Source organism: Salinicola sp. MIT1003 (genome assembly GCF_001858555.1).
GTDB lineage: Bacteria > Pseudomonadota > Gammaproteobacteria > Pseudomonadales > Halomonadaceae > Salinicola > Salinicola salarius.
In genome coordinates this window covers 89,350-108,549 of record NZ_MCAP01000033.1, presented here as the reverse complement: position 1 = coordinate 108,549, position 19,200 = coordinate 89,350, and the positions used below count along the sequence as shown (strand labels likewise).

The 19,200-nt window shown below is 64.7% G+C and carries 14 protein-coding genes; 3 read left to right on the top strand and 11 right to left on the bottom strand.

What is annotated here, in order from left to right; all coding sequences use genetic code 11:
* Window positions 1-466 precede the first annotated feature (466 nt).
* The 3 genes from BC443_RS12465 to BC443_RS12455 are packed head-to-tail and all read right to left on the bottom strand — an operon-like array spanning window position 467 to window position 7,887.
* Window positions 467-5,461: a hypothetical protein gene (locus BC443_RS12465; RefSeq protein WP_071232161.1), complete on the bottom strand. Its 4,995-nt coding sequence runs from the start codon at window positions 5,459-5,461 to the stop codon at window positions 467-469.
* Entirely contained in the window at window positions 5,458-6,432 is a 975-nt protein-coding gene (locus BC443_RS12460; protein ID WP_244179900.1) for a hypothetical protein, read from the bottom strand. The genes BC443_RS12465 and BC443_RS12460 overlap by 4 nt, the downstream gene beginning before the upstream one ends.
* A gap of 3 nt (window positions 6,433-6,435) precedes the next feature.
* On the bottom strand, window positions 6,436-7,887 hold the full coding sequence (locus BC443_RS12455) for a hypothetical protein (protein WP_071232160.1): 1,452 nt from the start codon (window positions 7,885-7,887) through the stop codon (window positions 6,436-6,438).
* A 149-nt stretch (window positions 7,888-8,036) separates the two neighbouring features.
* Between BC443_RS12455 and BC443_RS12450 the strand changes: the two genes are divergently transcribed.
* On the top strand, window positions 8,037-9,023 hold the full coding sequence (locus BC443_RS12450) for an aldo/keto reductase (protein ID WP_071232159.1): 987 nt from the start codon (window positions 8,037-8,039) through the stop codon (window positions 9,021-9,023).
* 132 nt (window positions 9,024-9,155) lie between these two features.
* On the top strand, window positions 9,156-10,346 hold the full coding sequence (locus tag BC443_RS12445; RefSeq protein WP_071232158.1) for an amino acid aminotransferase: 1,191 nt from the start codon (window positions 9,156-9,158) through the stop codon (window positions 10,344-10,346).
* Window positions 10,347-10,472: 126 nt separating this feature from the next.
* On the opposite strand, the gene BC443_RS12440 is transcribed toward BC443_RS12445, so the two are convergent.
* Entirely contained in the window at window positions 10,473-10,934 is a 462-nt protein-coding gene (locus BC443_RS12440; protein ID WP_071232157.1) for a hypothetical protein, read from the bottom strand.
* 178 nt (window positions 10,935-11,112) lie between these two features.
* Window positions 11,113-11,925 carry a 2,5-didehydrogluconate reductase DkgB gene (gene dkgB / locus BC443_RS12435; RefSeq protein WP_071232156.1) on the bottom strand — a complete coding sequence of 271 codons (813 nt, stop codon included), beginning with the start codon at window positions 11,923-11,925 and terminating at the stop codon, window positions 11,113-11,115.
* Between the two features lie 138 nt (window positions 11,926-12,063).
* Here dkgB and BC443_RS12430 point away from each other — a divergent pair, with 138 nt between their 5' ends.
* Window positions 12,064-13,206, top strand: coding sequence for an FAD-dependent oxidoreductase (locus BC443_RS12430; protein WP_071232155.1), 1,143 nt, complete (start codon window positions 12,064-12,066; stop codon window positions 13,204-13,206).
* A 138-nt stretch (window positions 13,207-13,344) separates the two neighbouring features.
* On the opposite strand, the gene BC443_RS12425 is transcribed toward BC443_RS12430, so the two are convergent.
* The 6 genes from BC443_RS12425 to BC443_RS12400 all read right to left on the bottom strand — a co-directional run bounded on the left by BC443_RS12425 (window position 13,345) and on the right by BC443_RS12400 (window position 19,199).
* Window positions 13,345-13,932 carry a YceI family protein gene (locus tag BC443_RS12425; protein ID WP_071232154.1) on the bottom strand — a complete coding sequence of 196 codons (588 nt, stop codon included), beginning with the start codon at window positions 13,930-13,932 and terminating at the stop codon, window positions 13,345-13,347.
* Between the two features lie 90 nt (window positions 13,933-14,022).
* Window positions 14,023-14,577 carry a cytochrome b gene (locus tag BC443_RS12420; protein ID WP_071232153.1) on the bottom strand — a complete coding sequence of 185 codons (555 nt, stop codon included), beginning with the start codon at window positions 14,575-14,577 and terminating at the stop codon, window positions 14,023-14,025.
* Between the two features lie 248 nt (window positions 14,578-14,825).
* Window positions 14,826-16,058 carry an O-succinylhomoserine sulfhydrylase gene (locus tag BC443_RS12415; RefSeq protein WP_083387379.1) on the bottom strand — a complete coding sequence of 411 codons (1,233 nt, stop codon included), beginning with the start codon at window positions 16,056-16,058 and terminating at the stop codon, window positions 14,826-14,828.
* 221 nt (window positions 16,059-16,279) lie between these two features.
* Window positions 16,280-17,794, bottom strand: a complete 1,515-nt coding sequence (gene purF, locus BC443_RS12410) for an amidophosphoribosyltransferase (protein ID WP_071232152.1) — start codon at window positions 17,792-17,794, stop codon at window positions 16,280-16,282.
* Between the two features lie 29 nt (window positions 17,795-17,823).
* A complete protein-coding gene (locus tag BC443_RS12405) occupies window positions 17,824-18,444 on the bottom strand; it encodes a CvpA family protein (protein ID WP_071232151.1) in 621 nt (206 codons plus the stop codon).
* A complete protein-coding gene (locus BC443_RS12400; protein ID WP_071232150.1) occupies window positions 18,444-19,199 on the bottom strand; it encodes an SPOR domain-containing protein in 756 nt (251 codons plus the stop codon). The genes BC443_RS12405 and BC443_RS12400 overlap by 1 nt, the downstream gene beginning before the upstream one ends.
* Window position 19,200: the final 1 nt, after the last annotated feature.

The window sequence follows — 19,200 nt, the reverse complement described above, 5'->3', positions numbered from 1 at the left end:
CTACGAGCTACGAGCTACGAGCTACGAGCTACGAAGGTTATTGAAGGATGCAACCCACGTGAAAGAAATGGGGTCTGCCACAGCGGCAGGCCTCTTTTCTTTGGTTCATCGCTGCAAGCGTCACTAAGGCTGACACTAAGCCGCTATCATGGCTTTGCCACCCCAACGACGCCTTCCAGAACGGCGCTGAACGACTATCGCCCGTGCCGGGTCTTGCGTCATGGATGACGCAAGAGGCGCGTGGGGCATGGATGTCCTTTCGCGCCGACCCGAGCGCGGACGATTGGCGTTCAGGGCTTCGCCGTCAGTGGCGTCAAAAAGGGGAGCGCGAGGGGCTTGCCCCTCGCAATCACCAGCGAGAGGATGGTAAAGGCTCGGCCAGTAGTAAGCCGATCCTATCGAATCTAACCATAAGCCCGTTATATAAGTCCGTTATCTCCAGGCCCGCCAAAGCGGGCCTTGCCGATTACTCCACCGCCGCCGGAGTCACATGAATCCCGAACAGGCTCGCCTCGCCTTCGCCGCGCCCCGTTTCCTCGGGTGAGACCTGCCGACCTTCCCGCACGATGACGTGACCGCCCTGCCCCTGTTGCCCACCGATCACGCTGCCGACCAGGTAGGTGGGGAAGATGCTGGGGTCATTCTCGTAGTTGGGGTTGTGGATCAGCCCGATCATCTGGAAGCGTCCGCGGGTATTGCGCAGCGACTCCAGCGAGTCCTGGATCAGGCGCCGATGCGAGAGCTTGGAGAACAGGCCGTCGAGCAGGATGACGCTCTCGCGGCTGGCGCGGGCACGACGCTTGTGGCTACCCGGCAGTTCGCGCAGTTCCCGTTCGATGGCGAACTCGGAGAGCTTCACCAACCACATCAGCGAAACGGCCTCGCGCTGGCCTTCCGACATATCCTCGTTGAGCGAGAACAGCCGACCGTGCGGGCGAATGGCGTCGTGCTTGATGCGAATGGTGACGTCGCGGAACAGACCGCGATAGATGCGCCGGCGAATCTGGCGGGTCAGATCGTCGTCGCGACCGCCCCTGGCCTGTGTCCCGTCACCCGCCTGCTCGAGCCGGCGGCGCTGCACCGCGAGATGGGCATCGATGTCGGCCAGCAACTGGTGGATCAGCTCACGCACCAACTCGTCGGCGATCAGATCCGCCTTGACCTCGAAGTAGGCACCGCCATCGGCGGAGCGGCGGGCTACCCGACGCAGAATTTCCAGGTTGCCGGCGGCGTCGATGATGATCGAGCTGAGACGCTCGACGAGTGTGTCCTCGATCTGCTCGCGGGAGGCATGCAGCCGCGTCACCCGGCTGCGATGCTCGTTGAGCTGGCCTTCGAGCTGGCGATGAAGGCCGCGCAGCGACTCCAGCGCTTCCGGCGTGACGCCTTCCAGCGTCCCCAGCCGGGCGCGCTCGGACTCGTTGAACAACCGGCTGGCGCTGGCCGCTTCCAGCGACGACGCCAGCGCCTTCTCTCTGGCCGCCACGTCCCGTGCCTGGCGCTCGCGATTGCGCGCGCGCTCGCCCAGATTGAGACTGCCGAGCCCATCGAGCAGCGTCTGCTGGCAGGTTTCGAGTGCTTCCAGCTCGAACGGCTGAACGCTCGCATCCGCGCCGGAATCTTCACCAGAACTTTCACCAGCCCCTTCGCTGAAAGCATCGAGCGGTGCGACCTGCCAGCGCCGCCATTCGGCCATGGCGGCGTCGAGACGCTCGGCCTCGGCGTGATCGGACGGCCAGCCGGCGTTGGCGTCGGCTAGTGCGCGCTCGGACCAGCCTTCCGGCAGCTGCCGCAGCACTTCGAGCCAAGCCACCGCCAACTGATCGGTCACGTTGAGTGCCTGCTGGTGGCGAGCGAGGCGCGAGTCGATCTCGCTCTGTTCGCGGGTATTGCGCTTGCGCTTGTCGCGCGTATCGTTGAGCGACTGTTTCACTCGGCCGATATCCCGCTCGAGGGTGCGATTGCCGCCTTTTTCGTCACGTACCTGAAGGAAGGCGCGAATGCGGGCGAAATCGAAATCGGCACGCCGGCTGGCCTGAGCCAGTGCCGCGGTCAGCTCCGCTTCCCGCGCTTCGGCCTGATCCATGAATGCCGGGCCGCCCTCGGCAACGAACCGATCCAGACGACGCAGACGCTCGCGCTCGCCGTCGGCGAACAGCCCGCTCAGTTGCTCGCGGCATTGGCTGCGCCGCTCGTCGAGCTCCTCGCTGCGCAGCGTCAGCTCGGCGACGCGTTCGTCCAGCTCGGCGATCTCTTCGGTCAACGCCTCCAGGCTGGCATCGATTTCGCGCAGACGCTCGACCCCGCCGGCCTCGGCGAAGCGTTCCGCCGCCAGCCAGTTGCTGCCATGCGTCTCGAGCTCGCGGGCCGCCTGTTCACGCTGCGGCTGCAGCGTTTCGAGCCTTTCCACGGCCAGTTCGCGCGCCTCGCGGGCCTCGTCCAGCGCCCGCTCGCCGCCCTCTTCCAGATATCGCTGGTAATCATCGATCGATTTCAGCGCCGCTTCGCTCAGCCGAGGCGTCAGTGCCTCCTGCTCCGCTTCTGTCTCCATGCGCTGCGTTTCCAGCGCGGCCAGGCGCAACTCGGCCTCTTGCTCCAGCGCTTCCGCCGCCTGCAGGGCCAGACGGAAACGCTCGCCGTGAGGATCGAGTCGGGATATCTCTTCCGTCAGCGCCTGCTGGCGTTGCCGGTCGATCTCGAGCCGCTGCTGGGTCTCTTCACGCAGCGCCGTGAGAAAGGCCGGGTCCAGCGCCGCCTTCACCGCCAGCGTCTCGACGCCCTGTACCGCCCCCAGCGGCAGCTCGCCCCGCTCCAGAAGCGCCAGCAGGCGTCCGGTTTCCAGCACCGGCACGCCGCAGCCGGCATCGATCAGGCACTGGGAGGCTTGCCGCGCCGCATCGATGCCCTCGACTACCGGCGCGAACAACTGGCCGGCGGCCTGCGCCAGCCACTCGCGACGCCGTTCGTCGTCGGCGTCGCCGCCGGAGAGCACCTCGTGCAGCGCGCGGAAGCCGATCTCGCGGGCCTCCAGCAGTTGATGCGCCTGGGCTTCCGCCGCCTGTCGCGCCAGCGGATCGCCGCTGAGGCTCTCCAAATAGCGCTCGCGGGCCTCGATCGTCTCGGCCAGCGTCTCGGCCTCGCGCAGCAGACGTGGATAACGCGCCTTAGCATCCTTCAGCCAGGCCTGGGGAGCGGCGTCACCGCCGAGTTCACGGAACTGGCGATAGGCTTGATCCAGCGCCGCGAACTGGGCGGACTCCTGTGCGATGCGATGCAGCTGGTCCTGACACTCGCGGGACTGGCGATAGAGCGTATCGCGCAGATGTACCGGCGAGGCGTCGCCATGCCAGTGCCGGTAGCGCTCGCTGGAATCCGCCAGCGGCGTCAGCCGATCCAGCCGCGCGGCAGCATCGTCGCTCTCCCGCCGCGCCTGGGCCAGCGTCTGTTCGAGTTCCGCCAGCACGTTCTTGCGCTCGCTCCAGAAGCCGATCGCGGAGGCATCCGGCCAGCCTTCGACGAACGTCTGCCAGGCTTCGCGGCCGGCCTGCAGCGGCCCCAGTTCGCCTTCCAGGCGCTGGCGCTGCTCGCGGCGGGCCTGCAGGGTTTCCCGCAGCGAATTGCGCTGCTCGTCGAGCGCGGTCCACTCGTCGTTCCACTCGGCGAGCTGGGCTTCCAGCGTCTCCTGCCGCTCGGTCTTCAGCGCCAGCAGCTCGCCCGGGTTCGTGTCGGGATGTTCGCGAACGAATGCCTCGTGCCACTGCGCCGGCTGCTTGAGTTCGCCCAGCCGGCCGAGATGATCGGCGTGCGCCTTGCGCGCTTCGGCGAGCGTCGACTGTGCCGCTTCACGCGTGGTCTCAGGTGATTCGAGCTCGGCCTCGCTGAAGAGACCCTCGGCCAGCGCCTGGGTATAGACGCTCTGGTTGTCGATGAAGTCGCGCTGGCGCGATTCGAGCTGTTCGCGCTCCTGCTCCAGCCGCTCCATCTCCTCGTCGAGCTGTTCGGCATCGAGACGCAGCGACCGACGATACTCGCGGTCGGCGATCACCTCCTCCCGGAAGCGGTTGCCGTCCAGCCCTTCGAACGCTTCGGCGGCATCCTCGAGCAAGCCGAGCGCCCGATAGCGCGCGGCGTCGTCGTTGAAGGCATGGCTGTCGGCGAGCCAGGCACGCGCCTGGTCGAACGCGACATGACCGATATCGCGCCCGCCGATCCAGCCGGCCGTCGGCAGATGAACGAGCCGGCGATGGGTGTCGACCCGCGCCCCGCGTTCGGAAAGCGCCTGACGCACGCTGCGCTCCGCCTGGCGCGAGAGCTTCGCCAGCAGCCAGGTGGAAACCCGCGGCCGCTCGGTATCGCCGATCGCCCAGGCGAGGCCTGCCACGGCCTCGGTGATCTCCTTGTTCGTTTCGTCGTGGTCATTGTCGTTGCGGTCACTGTCGTTGCGACCATTGTCGTCACGATCAGCGCCACGACCCGGCAGGCCGGGCAGCGGCGCCAGCGCCTGGCTCCCCAGCAGACGCTCGGCCTCCAGTAGTGCCGCATCCTGCATGACGAGCTGGCTGCGCGCTTCGAGCAACGCTTCACCCTCCTGGTCGAGCGATGCCAGCCGTTCGACCTTCTCGTCGGCGCGCTGCTGATCGCTCTCGGCTTCGGCGAGGCGATGGCGCAGCTCGGTGATGCGCGTCCCCGAGTGCAGGATGACGTCTTCGATCAGCTCTTCTTCTTCATCGGTCTCGCCGCGGGTGGCGCCGGAGAGAATCTGCGGTGCCAGCACTTCGTAAAAGAATGCCTGATCGGCCTTCTCGCCGGCACGCGGCTTGATCGCGTTGAAGATCTGGCTCTTGTCGGCGCCGCCCTCTTTCTGGAACGCCGCCAGCTGCGCCAGCTCGCGCCGGGAGATGTGCGCGCCCACCGCTTCCAGCCACTCTTCGCGGTTGTGGGCTCGTGTGGCGCCATGATTGCGCAGCATGCTCTGGAAATCGGCATTGGCGTAGAGCGCCAGCTTGCCGTCGCGGGTGACGTGATGCACCGGCACGTCGGCCAGCTTGCCCGGGTAGTGATAGAACGTAAGCCCGCTGCCATCGCTGTAGCCGTACATGCCGAAGACGAAGGTCTCGCCGGCGACCTCTTCTCCAGCCGCCGCAAGCATGTCTTCCTGCTGGGCATCCCCCCCCTGGGCGCGGAATTCGACGCGCAGGTGGGTCCAGCTGCGACCCTCGCCGTTGACCTTCGACGGCGAGCACTTGCGCCGGGTGCGCGTCAGCAACTGCCGATCCCGCGAGAGCATGCCGATCAGCGCTTCGGCCATGGTGGTCTTGCCGAAGCCGTTCTCCATGCTCACCGCGCTCGACTGCCCGCGCAGGTCGAGCAGCAGGTGGCGCATCTTGGCTTCCCAGGGCGAGGCGATATCACCGTGCTTGTTGAGAAGGTTGGCGATTTCGATACGGTTGATGACGCTCACCGGCGATTCTCCCCAGGCTCGTCCATGAATTGGCTCGTGGCATCGGATGTCGATTCCCCGGCCGACTCGTCGGCATCGGTGTCGGCTCGATCCGTCTCGAACAGGTCGGCTTCCGAGTGCGCCTCGTTCTCGGCCGGCATGGCCGTTTCGAGGATCTCCTCGTCGACTTCCGTGCCGTCCGGCGCTTCGTCCTCGACGTCGGCCCGAGGCATCGAAGCGGCGTCCTCCTGGGCCGAGGTCAGCTCGATCAGATGCGTCAAGTGGTGCACGCCGATCTGTTCGGCTTCCAGCGCCCCGAGCAGCGTCTGCTGCCAGACATCCTCGTCGCCGGCCTCGCGCACCATATCGAGATGGCCGGCACGGGCCAGCAGATCGATGAAGGCCTTCACCCGCCGGGGAATGTCCTCACCCCGCTCGTCGAGCAGGACGCGACTGTTCTCCGGCGCGCGATCTCCCAGCCCCCGCAGCGTCTCGAGTTGATCGCGAACCAGTTCCACCAGCTCGCGGGGCGTGAAGGTCGCCTCCTGGTAGCGGCTGACGTCGGACAGCGCGCGGTTCAGGCGGGTATAGATCAGCGTATGCAGCAGAAGCCACAGCTGCAGGTACCACAGCGCCAGCTCGGTACGACTCTCCTGGCGCAGCTTGAGTGCCTCGAACACCGGCTCGCGGGTGTAGAGCGGCGGCTGCTCGAGCTCCGGATCGGGCAATAGCGCGAAGAAACGCGAGCCCGGCGCGATACCGGGATAGTCGCCGGACTCGAACGCCTTGAGACGCAGCCCCTGCCCGGCGAGAAAGTCCCGCAGCGCCTCACGCTCGTTCTCCTGGGCGTCGTCGATCAGCGCGCAGACATCGCGCTCGGAGAGCTGGCCTTCGCGCGCCGCACGGCGCTTGCGGCCGCCGCTGGGCACGCGTTCGGCAGTGCGGTAGCGCAACAGATACGCGACGACTTCGCCCATTTCCATCATGTTCATTTGTCAGACTTCCTGTTCTTCTGTCGTCGTCTCGAGCAGGCGTAGCGAGGGCGTCACGGCACCTTCGATGCGCCGACCGTCGGGGAGATCGATCGAAAAGGGGGTCTCGTCGATCCCGACGCTGAGCCGGGTATCGAGCAGTTGGGTATCGACGAAGGTATTGAGCAGCTGCGGCAGGCAATCCAGGGTTTCGGCGTTGGCCGAATCCGCCCCGACCTCGAAGTGGTGCCAGCCTTCGCTGAGCGCGTCGGGCAGCGACAGCGGCGCCTGACGCAGACGCTGGCGCAGCGCCGGGCCGCGGGCCTTGAGGTAGCGCGCCAGCAGCGGATCGGCGCTGGGCTTGTCACGCGTCTCGTCGAAGACCAGCGCCGCCCCGCTGCGCTCGGCGCGGCGGGTTTCGACCAGCGGCAGCAGCGTTTCGACGCGGGGCATCACCACTTCCGTTCCCAGCGGCATCATCCGCGCGACAACCGCTTCCTGCAGGCGCCGGGGCGGCGGCGAGACCAGCAATCGGTGCGCCAGCCCGGCGAAATCGATCACGCCCATGGACTGGATCCGGCCCTCGGCGATGTCCGACAACAGTTCGGAGAGCCGCCGCGACAGGTTTTCGATGGCGTTCAGCACACGGCCGATGGCCCCGGAGAGCATCCGCAGATCCCACTCCTCTTCCTGGCGCTCGGCCCAGCTGTCGAACTGGGCGATCAAGGCCGGCGTGGCGAGCTGCGCGCGGGCGCTGAGCAAGGTGCTCTGGATCGTGCTCAGGGCGTTGTGATAGTGGCGCTCGTTGTCCATCAGGGCGGCGAGCTTGCCTTCATGAGTGGGGTTCTCGCGCACCCGCCGCAGCTCCTGGGTCAGCGCGCGAATCGCCATCAGGATCTGCTGAGTGATGTCGGGTACGCGGGCGTAGTCCCCGCGGGAGAGCGCGGCGACGACCTTGGCGGCATCGTACTCGGAGTAGAGCAGGTCTTCGATCTGGCTCGCCAGGGTGACCGCCTGGCGGCCGCTGGGCGTCAGCCTGACCTGGCCGGTCTGGCCCTGCTTCTCGATCAGCGCGGTGCGCTTGGTGCTGCGGCCGCCGCGCATGCCCGGCGCTGCGTCGTCGTCATCGGATTCCTCCCTGTCGTCGCGGCTCGCCTGCCATTCGCGATAGTGAATCTCGCTGGGCGTCGCCAGCAGGTTGATGACGAAACTCAGGTCATCGGCGGGCAGGTCGGGATAATCCCCGCGCAGGTGGGCCAGACAGCGGCGTTGGGTGACGAAGGCGCTGTTGGTGGCGAAATCCACCTCCAGCAGATAGTCCAGCAGCAGGCAGCCCAGGTCGAGCCAGTAGCCGTCGCGCAGGCCGCGGCGCTGCTCCTGCGTCACCTGCACGAAAGGCGAGCCCGGCTCGTGGGCGCTGTCATGTAGATCCAGCAGCCGCGTCGTCGCGACCAGCAGCTTGTTCCAGGCGGTCATGTCGACTCCAGACGGGGAACAACGAGGGAAAGCGCCGCATTATGCCAAGGTTGGTCTGCCGGGTCATGGCGATCCGGGTAACGATCCCGTCATTGAATGCTATGGTAAGGAACGCCCTTTATTTATTTACGCGTCATCGGGAGAATTTCATGAATTACCGTCGTCTCGGCCGTACCGGCCTCAAGGTTTCCCCGCTGTGCCTCGGCACCATGACCTACGGCACGCCGCAGTGGCGGGACTGGGTGCTGGACGATGCCCAGAGCCGCCCTTTCATCCAGCAGGCGCTGGATGCCGGCATCAATTTCTTCGATACCGCCGACATGTACTCCGACGGCGAATCGGAGCGCGTCGTGGGCAAGGCGCTCAGGGATTTCGCGCGCCGGGAAGAGGTCGTGCTGGCGACCAAGGTCTACAACCCCACCGGCAACAAGTCCCCCAACGAGCGCGGGCTGTCGCGCAAGCACATTCACCACGCCATCGATGCCTCGCTCGAGCGCCTGGGGATGGATTACGTCGATCTCTACCAGACCCATCGCTGGGATTACGACACGCCGATCGAAGAGACCATGGAAGCGCTCCACGAGGTCGTCAAGGCGGGCAAGGCGCGCTATATCGGCGCTTCCAGCATGCATGCCTGGCAGTTCGCCAAGGCCCAGCATGTCGCCGAACGCAACGGCTGGACGAAATTCGCGACCATGCAGCCGATGGTCAATCTGATCTATCGCGAGGAAGAGCGCGAGATGATCCCGCAATGTCTGGATCAGGGCGTGGGCGTCATTCCCTGGAGCCCGCTGGCCCGCGGCATTCTCGCCGGCAGCAAGCCGGTGGGCAGCGAAGGCAGTACCACGCGCGCCAAGAGCGACGAGCAGATGCGCAACTGGAAGCTGGGGCTCGAGCGGGACGCGCCTGTGATCGAAGCGCTGCAACAGGTCGCCCAGTCACGCAACGCCTCTCCCGCCCAGATCGCGCTGGCCTGGGTGCTGCAGAAGCCGGGCATCACCGCGCCGATCATCGGCGCCAGCAAATCGCATCATCTGGACCAGGCGCTGGGCGCGCTGGAGATCACGCTGACGACGGATGAAATCGAAGCGCTGGAAGCCCCCTACGTGCCGCACGAGGTGGTGGGCTTCGAATAGTCGTGGGCTTCCAGCAAACGTTCGCAGGAGCCGGCCCGGCCCGAGTGGCGGATCGCCATAGGCAGTGGCATCATGCCATGAGTTGTCGAAAGATCGTCATGGTCCCCAGAAATAGCGAGGTAGTGCACGCTAATGTTTGAGAAGATCGAGCGCGTCCCCGGGGATGCCATCCTCGGGCTGATCGAAGCTTATAATCAGGATTCCAACCCGCAGAAGGTCGACCTGGGCGTCGGCGTCTATCGGGATCCGAATGGCAATACGCCGATCATGCGGGCCGTGAAACAGGCCGAGGCGCGTCTGCTGGAAAGCGAGAAGACCAAGAGCTACATCGGCTCTCACGGTGATCCCCGCTACGGCAAGGCGATTCTTCCGCTGGTGCTGGGCGCCGGCTCGCCGGTGCTGGCCGCCAACCGGGCCAGCGCCACCCAGTCGCCGGGCGGCACGGGCGCTCTGCGCCTGACGGCGGACTTCATCCGCACCCAGTTGCCGGGCAAGAGCATCTGGCTCTCCAACCCGACCTGGCCGAATCACATCGGCATCTTCGAAGGCGCCGAGATCCCGATTCAGCGTTATCCGTACGTCGACAGCGACAACCGTCTCGACTTCGACGGCATGCTGGCCGCGCTCAAGCAGATCCCGCAGGGCGATGTCGTGCTGCTGCATGCCTGCTGTCACAACCCGTCCGGCTTCGACCTGAACCAGGATCAGTGGCGCCAGGTGCTGGCCGTGGTTCAGGAGCGCGGCCTGCTGCCGCTGGTCGATTTCGCCTATCAGGGGTTCGGTGACGGTCTGGACGTCGATGCCTTCGGCGTGCGCCTGCTGGCCGAGAATCTCGACGAGATGCTGATCACCAGTTCCTGCTCGAAGAACTTCGGCCTCTATCGCGAACGTACCGGCTGCCTGATCGTGATCGCCAGAACCGCCGAGCAGATGGAGAACGTGCGCTCGCAGATGGCGATCGTCGCCCGCGAGAACTACTCCACGCCCCCGTCGCACGGCGCCGCCATCGTGATCGACATTCTCGAATCCGAAGAGCTGACCCAGCTCTGGAAGAGTGAACTGACCGAGATGTGCGATCGCATCAATTCGCTGCGTCGCGACCTGGTCGATTCGCTCAAGCCCTATGGGCTGGATCAGCGCTTCGCCCACGTGGCGGAACAGCGCGGCATGTTCTCCTACACCGGCCTTTCCACGGAACAGGTCAAGCGCCTGCGCGACGAGTTCAGCATCTACATGGTGGGCTCCGGCCGCGCCAACGTCGCCGGCTTCACCAGCGAGAACCTGCCCTACGTGGCCAAGGCGATCGCTGCCGTCGTCGACTGAACCTGGCATTATGGCCAGTCGAAAACCCCGGTCTGACCGGGGTTTTTTCGTTGGATCTAAGGTTTTCTTCGTTGGATAAGCAGGCACGTCACGATCACGACGATATGGTCGATACGACGTTGAATATCACTCGGACAGCGTATCCGATCCCATGGCCTGCTCGAAGCGTTCCCGGGTCACGCCACCGGCGTCCGCCTCGTTGAGTTGCTGGAACATCGTCTGCTGTTCGGCGCTGACCGCTTCGTCCTCGTCGATGACGCCGCTACCGTCGACATCCAGCTGGTCGAAACTCAACGCATTGGGCCGCTGATCGACCGGGGTCTGTGCGCCGCCATCGGTGAAGCCGGCATTCTTCTGCCCGACGCCGCCCGATTTCTCGATCGATTCGTGATCGACCTGAGAGGCATTGGCGGGAGCCTGCGGCTCACCGCTATCCTGTTTCACGTTCAGTCCCGAACTTTCCGCCGGCGTCGACTCCTCTTCCATGGCCGAGGCGTCCTGAGCCCAGGCCGGCAGCGCCAGCAGGCCCGCCACCAAGCCGGCACCCAGGCCCAATACCACTGCCTTTTTCATCGTCCGTGTACGCATTGCTGATCCTCTTGAAACGGTAACGCTTTGACCCGCGGGCTCGGCAAAAATTCGCCGGGATCGAATTTCGGCATCGTATCGCAAGGTTCAGGCCGGTTGCCCGTCCGAGACGGGCAACCGGCGCTTGTGCTCGTTGACCTGTGGAGTCAGGAACCCAGGGGTCAGTCAGGGGCAGGCGTCACTCGTCCCAGCGAGGGGCAAACGAGGGATTGGCTTGACGGTCGCCGCGATCGAGGCGGTTGATTTGCTCGATCTCGTCGTCGCTCAGGCGAATGTTCATCGCCTCGAGGTTCGATTTCTGGTTGGCCGGCTTGGTCGAGGAAGGAATCACGATGATGTCGCGTGCCGCGATCCAGGCCAGCGCAATCTGCGCCGGGGAGGCATCATGGGCCTGCGCGATGCGCTTGAGTACCGGGTCGTCCATCACCTTGCCCACCGCCAGCGGCATGTAGGCCGTCACTTCCAGCCCCTTGGACTGACAGTGTTCGACCAGCTTGCGATTGGCGAGGAAGGGATGCACCTCGATCTGGTTGGTCACGACGTTTTCGCCGCCCGGCAATGCCAGCACCTCGTCGATCTGGCCGATGGTGAAATTGGATACGCCGATATGCCTGGTGAGCCCGCGGGCACGCGCCGCATCCAGCGCACCGATGGTATCGGCCATCGGCACCTCGCCGTCGGGGGACGGCCAATGGATCAGCACCAGGTCGAGCCGGTCGAGACCGAAGTTCTCGAGGCTCTGCTCGATGGCTGCGGTCAACTGCTTTGGTTCGAGCTTGTCCCACCAGATCTTGGTAGTGACGAACAGCTCGTCACGCGCGATGCCGCTCTGACGAATCGCCTTGCCCACCGCGACTTCGTTTTCGTACATCTGAGCGCTGTCGAGGTGGCGATAGCCGAGCTCGAGGGCGGACGTCACCGAGTCGATCACTGCCTGCTCCTTGAGACGATACGTTCCCAGACCGGGTTGCGGCAGAATATGACGTGCCATGAATGCTTTCTCCTTGATGTTAAAGTCGATCGGGACCGACAGTCGGACAGTAAGACACTGCGGATGAAAAACGGTCTCTTCAAGTCCCGCCCCCAGCCCATGCTAGACTGAAGTTCGACTTTCTGCCCGGATCGAGGCATGCCCAATACCCAGCCGAGCGCCTTTGACAACCAGTCCGACGGCCAGCATCTGGTACTTGTCGGCAATGGTGACTCCCATCTCCACATTGCCGCTCACGCCGAGCGCCTCATTCGACATGGCGCTCGCGTCACATTGGTGACCCAGCAGGACTTCGCCTTTTCGGATTGGCTTGGCGGAATGCTGGGCGGCGAGTGGCAGCACGAAGACGTTCGCCTGCCGGCCGATCGAATCGTCGCCCACGGCGGCGCCCATGTTCGCGCCGAGGTGACCCGGGTCGAGCGCCAGAAACGTCGGATCACGCTCGGTGGCGGCCAACAGCTCGATTACGACTGGCTGTCGCTCGATCTGCCGCCTGTCGTCGATGAACATGCCATTCCCGGCTTCTATCATGCCAAAGGCGTATTCACCCCCGCCGCCGACGATCTCTGGCAACTCCGCCAGCAGCTGGAAACCCGGCTCGCCAGTGCTACGGGCACGCTCCCCGCCATCGCCGTCATCGGTGGCGGCCCTACCGGTGTCGAACTCGCAGCCAACCTGCTGGCGCTGGGCGAACGCTACGGCCGCCGACTTCCGGTCGCCCTGATCGGTAACGACCGCCGCCCATTACCCGGTGCTTGCCAGCGGGCCAATCGCTGGCTGACGCAGCGGCTACTTCGTCGAGGGCTGCGCCTGGAACTGGTCGCGACGGCGGCCCGCTACGATCGCCATCAATTGATACTGGACGATGGCAGCGCGGTCGATGCCGATCTGCTGCTGGTCACCGATCATCTGCGGCCTTCACCGACACAGGCTCTCTTCGATCTGACACCTGACGAGGCAGGCCACTTCGATGTCGACCCGATGTTACGCAGCCGTGAGGATTCGCGACTGTTCCTGGCCCGGGAGACACCAGCCGCTCATGATCGTCCGCTGACGACACGCGAGCGAGCGGCGCTGCTGCTGGAATCGCTGGATCAGACGCTCAGTGGCGAGTCCCGAACGCTGCGCCACGATCAATTCGAACGCTGGAAGGCGCTCAATCTAGGCGATCTCCGCGATATCGCCTGGCGCGGCCCGCTATGGTGTCGCGGCCGCTGGGTCCGGCGCTGGAAGCATCGCCGAGACCGCCGCGAGGTGGCGCACTACCTGGGCAACGCATAGCCGCGAGATATTACCCGCGCCGGCCGGCTGTACGGCTGCGCCGAAATCGATACCCCATAATGCGCGATCCCGGCGCCAGGGCCGGGATCGCGTCTATCGAACCGCTTTCTTCAGGCGAGCCTCATGGCCCGAGCCTCGTTACTGGCGAATGCCTTCCAGCACCACGTAGAGTTCCAGTGTACGCATCGACTCGGGGAAAGCGCTCATGTCGATATCGAAGTCGGCCAGGTTGAGCTCCGCCGTTGCCTCGAAGCCCTGACGGTAGCCGCCCCACGGGTCGTCGCCGCCACCGATATGATCGACCTCGAACGTCACCGACTTGGTGACGCCATGGATCGTCAGCTCGCCGGTCATCTCGGCCTCGTCACCGTCGTCGTCGACATCGAAGCCGGTGGACTTGAATGTCGCCTGCGGGAATTTGCTGGCGTCGAGGAAGTCACCGCTCAGAATGTGCTTGTTGCGCTCGGCGTGGTTGGTTTCCAGGCTGTTCACATCCACGGTGACATTGACGCTGGCGTCGTCCGGCGACTCGGGATCGTAGCTGAAGCCCCCGTCGAACGACTTGAAGTCACCCAGAATGTACGAATACCCCAGATGGCTGATCTTGAACTGGATGAAGGCGTGCTGACCTTCGGTGTCGATCTGGTAGTCGGCGGCCTGTGCCTGGGCCAGCGGCATTGCCGAAGCGGCGGCGATCAGCGTCGCCAGTGCGGTCTTCTTCAACATCGTCATGCTCCTCGAAGCGGTTTGAGTCATCTTGCCAAACGGTCCGGCCCTGGCGACGGCAGCCGACGGCCAGGGCCGGAAATGAAATCCTCAGCGGTGTCTGGCCGCACGGGAGGTCAACATGCGGGTCAGCGTATCCTGGCGATCCACCCAGTGATGCTTGAACGCTGCCAGCCCGTGGCCGACCGCCAAAATGACCAGCGCCCAGGCCGCGTACCAGTGGACGTCGCCTGCCAGCACGGCCTGATCCGGTAGCCCCGAGACCAGCGCCGGCACGGTGAACCAGCCGAAGACACTGATCCCCTCGCCTTCCGCCGTGGAAATCAGATAGCCGGAGATCATCACCACGAACATCAACGCGTAGATCAGCCCGTGCCCGACATGCGCCGCCCGTTGCTCTAGCGGCTTGCCATGGGCGACCGGCGTCGGCTGCGCCAGCCGCCAGACGACCCGGAAGACGCTGACCAGCAGCACCACGATGCCGATCGATTTATGCCACCACGGCGCCAGGTGATACCAGTGATCGTAATAGCCCAGCCCGGTCATCCACCAGCCCAGCGCGAACAGGCCGAAAACCGCCAGCGCGCTCGCCCAATGAATGACGATGCTGACCCAACCCCAACCCGATCGCGTATTTCCCCACACGGCACGTTCTCTCGTTGTCATTCTCTCAGCATACGGCCTGGCGGACAGGAAGCTAGATGAGTCTCCGGAAAACGATTGGTGACGAAGAGGAAACAATACGCGGGGAACATGCATCAATACCCCCGCCATGGCATGCCATAGCGAGTATCGGGATATCTTCAAAGCCCTTGGGTAGCCGATGGGAGATCATCCAATAAAAAAAGCTCTGACGATGCCGCCAGAGCTTTTCGAAGCGAGGGAGCCGTTGGCTAGAGCAGAGTCAGACCTCGTTCGAGATCGGCCTTGAGGTCGTCCAGCGTTTCCAGGCCGACGGCGATGCGAATCAGGCCATCACGGATGCCGGCAGAAGCGCGCTGTTCGTCGCTGAGGCGGCCATGGGTAGTGGTGCCGGGATGAGTGATCGTCGTCTTGACGTCGCCCAGGTTGCCAGTGATCGACATCACGCGCGTATTGTCGATGACCTTCCAGGCGGCCGCCTGGCCGCCTTTCACCTCGACCCCCATGACCGCACCGAACCCCTGCTGCTGGCGTTTGGCCAACGCATGCTGCGGGTGACTCTCGAGTCCGCTGTAATAGACGCGCTCGATGGCCGGCTGGGCTTCGAGCCATTCCGCCATGGCCTGTGCGTTGCGGCTATGTGCCTGCATGCGCAGGCTGAGCGTTTCCAGCCCCTTGAGGAAGATCCAGGCGTTGAACGGGCTCATGCACGGGCCGCAGGTACGCACCACGCCATAGAGCTGCTCGAGCTCGGCATCGCGCCCGACCACGGCGCCGCCGATCGCCCGGCCCTGGCCATCGAGATACTTGGTGGCGGAGTGGATCACCAGATCCGCACCCAGATCCAGCGGCCGCTGCAGCGCCGGGGTCAGAAAGCAGTTATCGATCGCCAGCAAAGCGCCGTGACGATGCGCCAGTTCGGACAGCGCCGCGATATCGACCAGCTCGTTGAGCGGATTCGAGGGCGTTTCGGCGAACAGCAGTCTGGTCTTCGGCGTGATGGCCGCTTCCCACTGCGCCAGGTCGTTGAGCTCGACATAGCGCGGGACGACGCCGAACTTGGCCAGGTACTTGTCGAACAGCGCGATGGTCGAGCCGAACACCGAACGCGAGACGATCACCTCGTCGCCGGCCTTGAGCAACGCCAGCACGGTGGAGAGAATCGCTGCCATGCCGGAGCTGGTGGCGACGCAGCGCTCGCCGCCCTCGAGCGCCGACAGACGCCGCTCGAAATTGCGCACCGTCGGGTTGGTGAAGCGGGAGTAGACGTTGCCCGGCTCCTCGCCCTTGAACTTGCGCGCCGCTTCCGCCGCACTGCCGTAGACGAAGCTGGAGGTCGGGAAAATCGGCTCGCCGTGTTCCTGCTCGTGGGTGCGCTCATGCCCCGCACGAATCGCCAGCGTCTCCAGGCCTAACGTTTCCAGGCCCGATGCTTCCAGACCCGGTGTTTCCAACCCCGGCGTGGGGGCGTCGTCAAAACTCATCCTTCAGCTCCTGAAAAACAAGGGAGCCTCCGATTAACGTCATGAGCGCAGGCAAGACAAGGCAAAAATCAACGAAACAGCGGAGTTTACGAAGGTGTAAATGAGCATTTTGAGTTGATTTTTGACACCGTATTGCCCAGCGGAATAGTTAATCAGAGGTTTCCAAGATCCCGTGAGAGCCCGGCACATGCGGCCGGACTCAGGTTCGATCGCCCTGGCGATCAATCGTCCTCACTGTCGTTGTGCAGATCGACGACGGCGTTGAGGCTCTCGCGACCGGACTTGGCAGCATCGTTACGCGCCGCTTCCAGCGCCGTGAAATACTCCTCGTCGACATCGCCCGTGACGTAGTTGCCGTCGAATACCGAACAGTCGAAATCGTCCAGCGCCGGGTTGACCTCGCGACAGGCCGCCTTGAGATCCTCGAGATCCTGATAGATCAGCCGGTCGGCGCCAATCAGCTCGCCCACTTCGGCATCGGTGCGGCCATGAGCGACCAGTTCGGTGGCGACCGGCATGTCGATACCGTAGACGTTGGGATAGCGCACGGCCGGCGCGGCGGAGGCGAAGTAGACCTTGTTGGCGCCGGCATCGCGGGCCATCTGGATGATCTGCTTGCAGGTCGTCCCGCGCACGATCGAGTCGTCCACCAGCATCACGTTCTTGCCTTCGAACTCGCTGGCGATGGCGTTGAGCTTCTGGCGCACCGACTTCTTGCGCTGGGTCTGCCCGGGCATGATGAACGTCCGGCCGATGTAGCGGTTCTTCATGAAGCCTTCGCGGAACGTCACGCCGATGTGCTGGGCCAGTTCCAGCGCCGTGGTCCGGGAGGTATCGGGAATCGGGATCACCACGTCGATGTCGTGGTCCGGCCACTCGCGCTGGATGCGGTCGCCCAGCTTGCGGCCCATCTGCATCCGGGTGCCGTAGACATAGGCACCGTCGAGCATGGAGTCGGGCCGCGCCAGATAGACGTGCTCAAAGATGCACGGGGTCAGCCGCGGCTTGTCGGCGCACATCTGCGTATGGATGTTCTTGTCCATGTCGACGAAGATCGCCTCGCCCGGCGCCAGGTCCCGCACCAGTTCGAAGCCGGCCACATCGAGCGCCACCGACTCGGAGGCGATCATCACTTCCTGGCCTTCGGGCGTCTGGCGCGTACCATAGACGACCGGACGAATGCCGTGGGGGTCGCGAAACGCCACCAGCCCGAAGCCGTTGATGATCGACACGGCAGCGTACCCCCCGCTGCAGCGCCGGTGAACGCGGCGCAGCGCATCGAAGATGTCTTCCGGCGTCAGATACAGCCCCTGCTTGCCCAGTTCGTGCGCGAACACGTTGAGCAGCACCTCGGAGTCCGAGCTGGTATTGATATGGCGCAGATCGGAGGAGAACAGCTCCTGCTTGAGCTGATCGGAGTTGGTCAGGTTGCCGTTGTGGGCCAGGGTGATGCCGTAGGGCGAATTGACGTAGAACGGCTGGGATTCGGCCTCGCTCGCCGTACCGGCGGTCGGGTAGCGGACATGGCCGATACCCAGGTTGCCCTTCAGTCGCTTCATGTGACGCGTATGGAACACGTCCCGGACCAGACCGTTGTTCTTGCGCAGCAGAAAGCGACCTTCATCCCAGGTCATCATGCCGGCGGCATCCTGTCCGCGGTGCTGCAAGACCGTCAATGCGTCATAGATCAACTGATTGACCGCTTCATTGGCCATGAGGCCTACGATACCGCACATGCCGACTTACCTCGCTTGGTCGCACCCATTCAGGGCGCCGGTTTTTCGGCCGGAACAGGGGCGGGAATCGTCACCCCCTGCCCGTCCTGACTGTATGAAGAGCTGGATGAAGCGTCGCGCCCCGGTAGCGTCATCGGCAGGTGCCGCATCGCCTCCTCGGCGGCGGACGGGTCGACGTCCCAGCTCTGCAGCTGAACCACCGCCCATGTCCGCAACGACTCGAACGACGGTCTCAGCTGCGCCTGCTGCCAGGCCTGCAGCTGGGCCAACGGCGTCAAGCCGATGACGACCGTGACGATCACCAGGATCGCCCCGCCACGGGCCAGACCGAAGATCGCTCCGGCCACGCGGTTGAAGAATCCCATGCCGACCCACTCGATCGCCGCATTGAGCAGGCGGATGATGAATCCGCAGATCATCACCACCACGAAGATGATCAGCACGAACCCCAGTACCAGCCGCGCATCAGGATGCGAGATGTAGGGTTCCAGCAGATCGGCGATCGGCTTGGCGAATATCCGTGCCGCCAGCAGCGCCAGGATCCAGGCGCCGAGCCCCAGCGCCTCCCGCACCAGGCCACGCATGAAACCTGCCAGCATCGATATCGTCAATACCAGCAGGAAAGCGTAGTCGAGCCAGGTCAAAGTCATCAGCTACCCGGTTTGCGAATCAGCAGTCCCTGGATATTGGCGGCCTGCTTGAGCTCGGAGCGCGCCTTCTCGCCCGCATCCGACGACGAGAACGGGCCAACGTAGACCGTGGTCAGGTTGTTGTCCCGCGGCTTCGAATAGGCTGCGAAGCCCTGCTCCTTGAGCTTGGCGGTCAGGCGCGACGCGTTGTCCGCCTGACCGAAGCTGCCGACCTGCACGACCCAGCCGCCATCGCTGCTGGCGGCAGTGCGCTCGGGTGCCGATGCCTGCTGCGTGGAGGACGGCTGCGACGAGGATTGCACCGGCGCCGAGGGTTCCGGTTCGGCCGGACGCGGTTGCGGCTGCGGCTGGCTCTGCTCCGTCTGCGCGATCTCGGCGATCGGATCGCTGCCTCCGCCGGAGGCTCCGTCGTCGCCGGAGGTCGTGCCACCCTGGCCGAAGGAATCCTCGCTGCCGGCGCCGAGCTGGCTGCGGGTATCCGGCTCCGGCACGGCGTTGTCACCCGCGCTGCTCCCGTTCGTGTTCATGCTGCCGGCACCCTGATTGCCGTTGGCGACGACCGATGCCGGCGGTTCGGGCGATTCGATGATGCGCTGACGGGTTTCGCCACCGCCGATCGGTTGCTCGATGACCATGACCGGGCCCGGCTCCTGCTGACGCGGTTCGGGATCATCGAAAAGCATCGGCAGGAAAATGGCCCCCAATGCGACGAGAATGACCGCACCGCTGATACGTTCACGCCATCCGTACTTCATG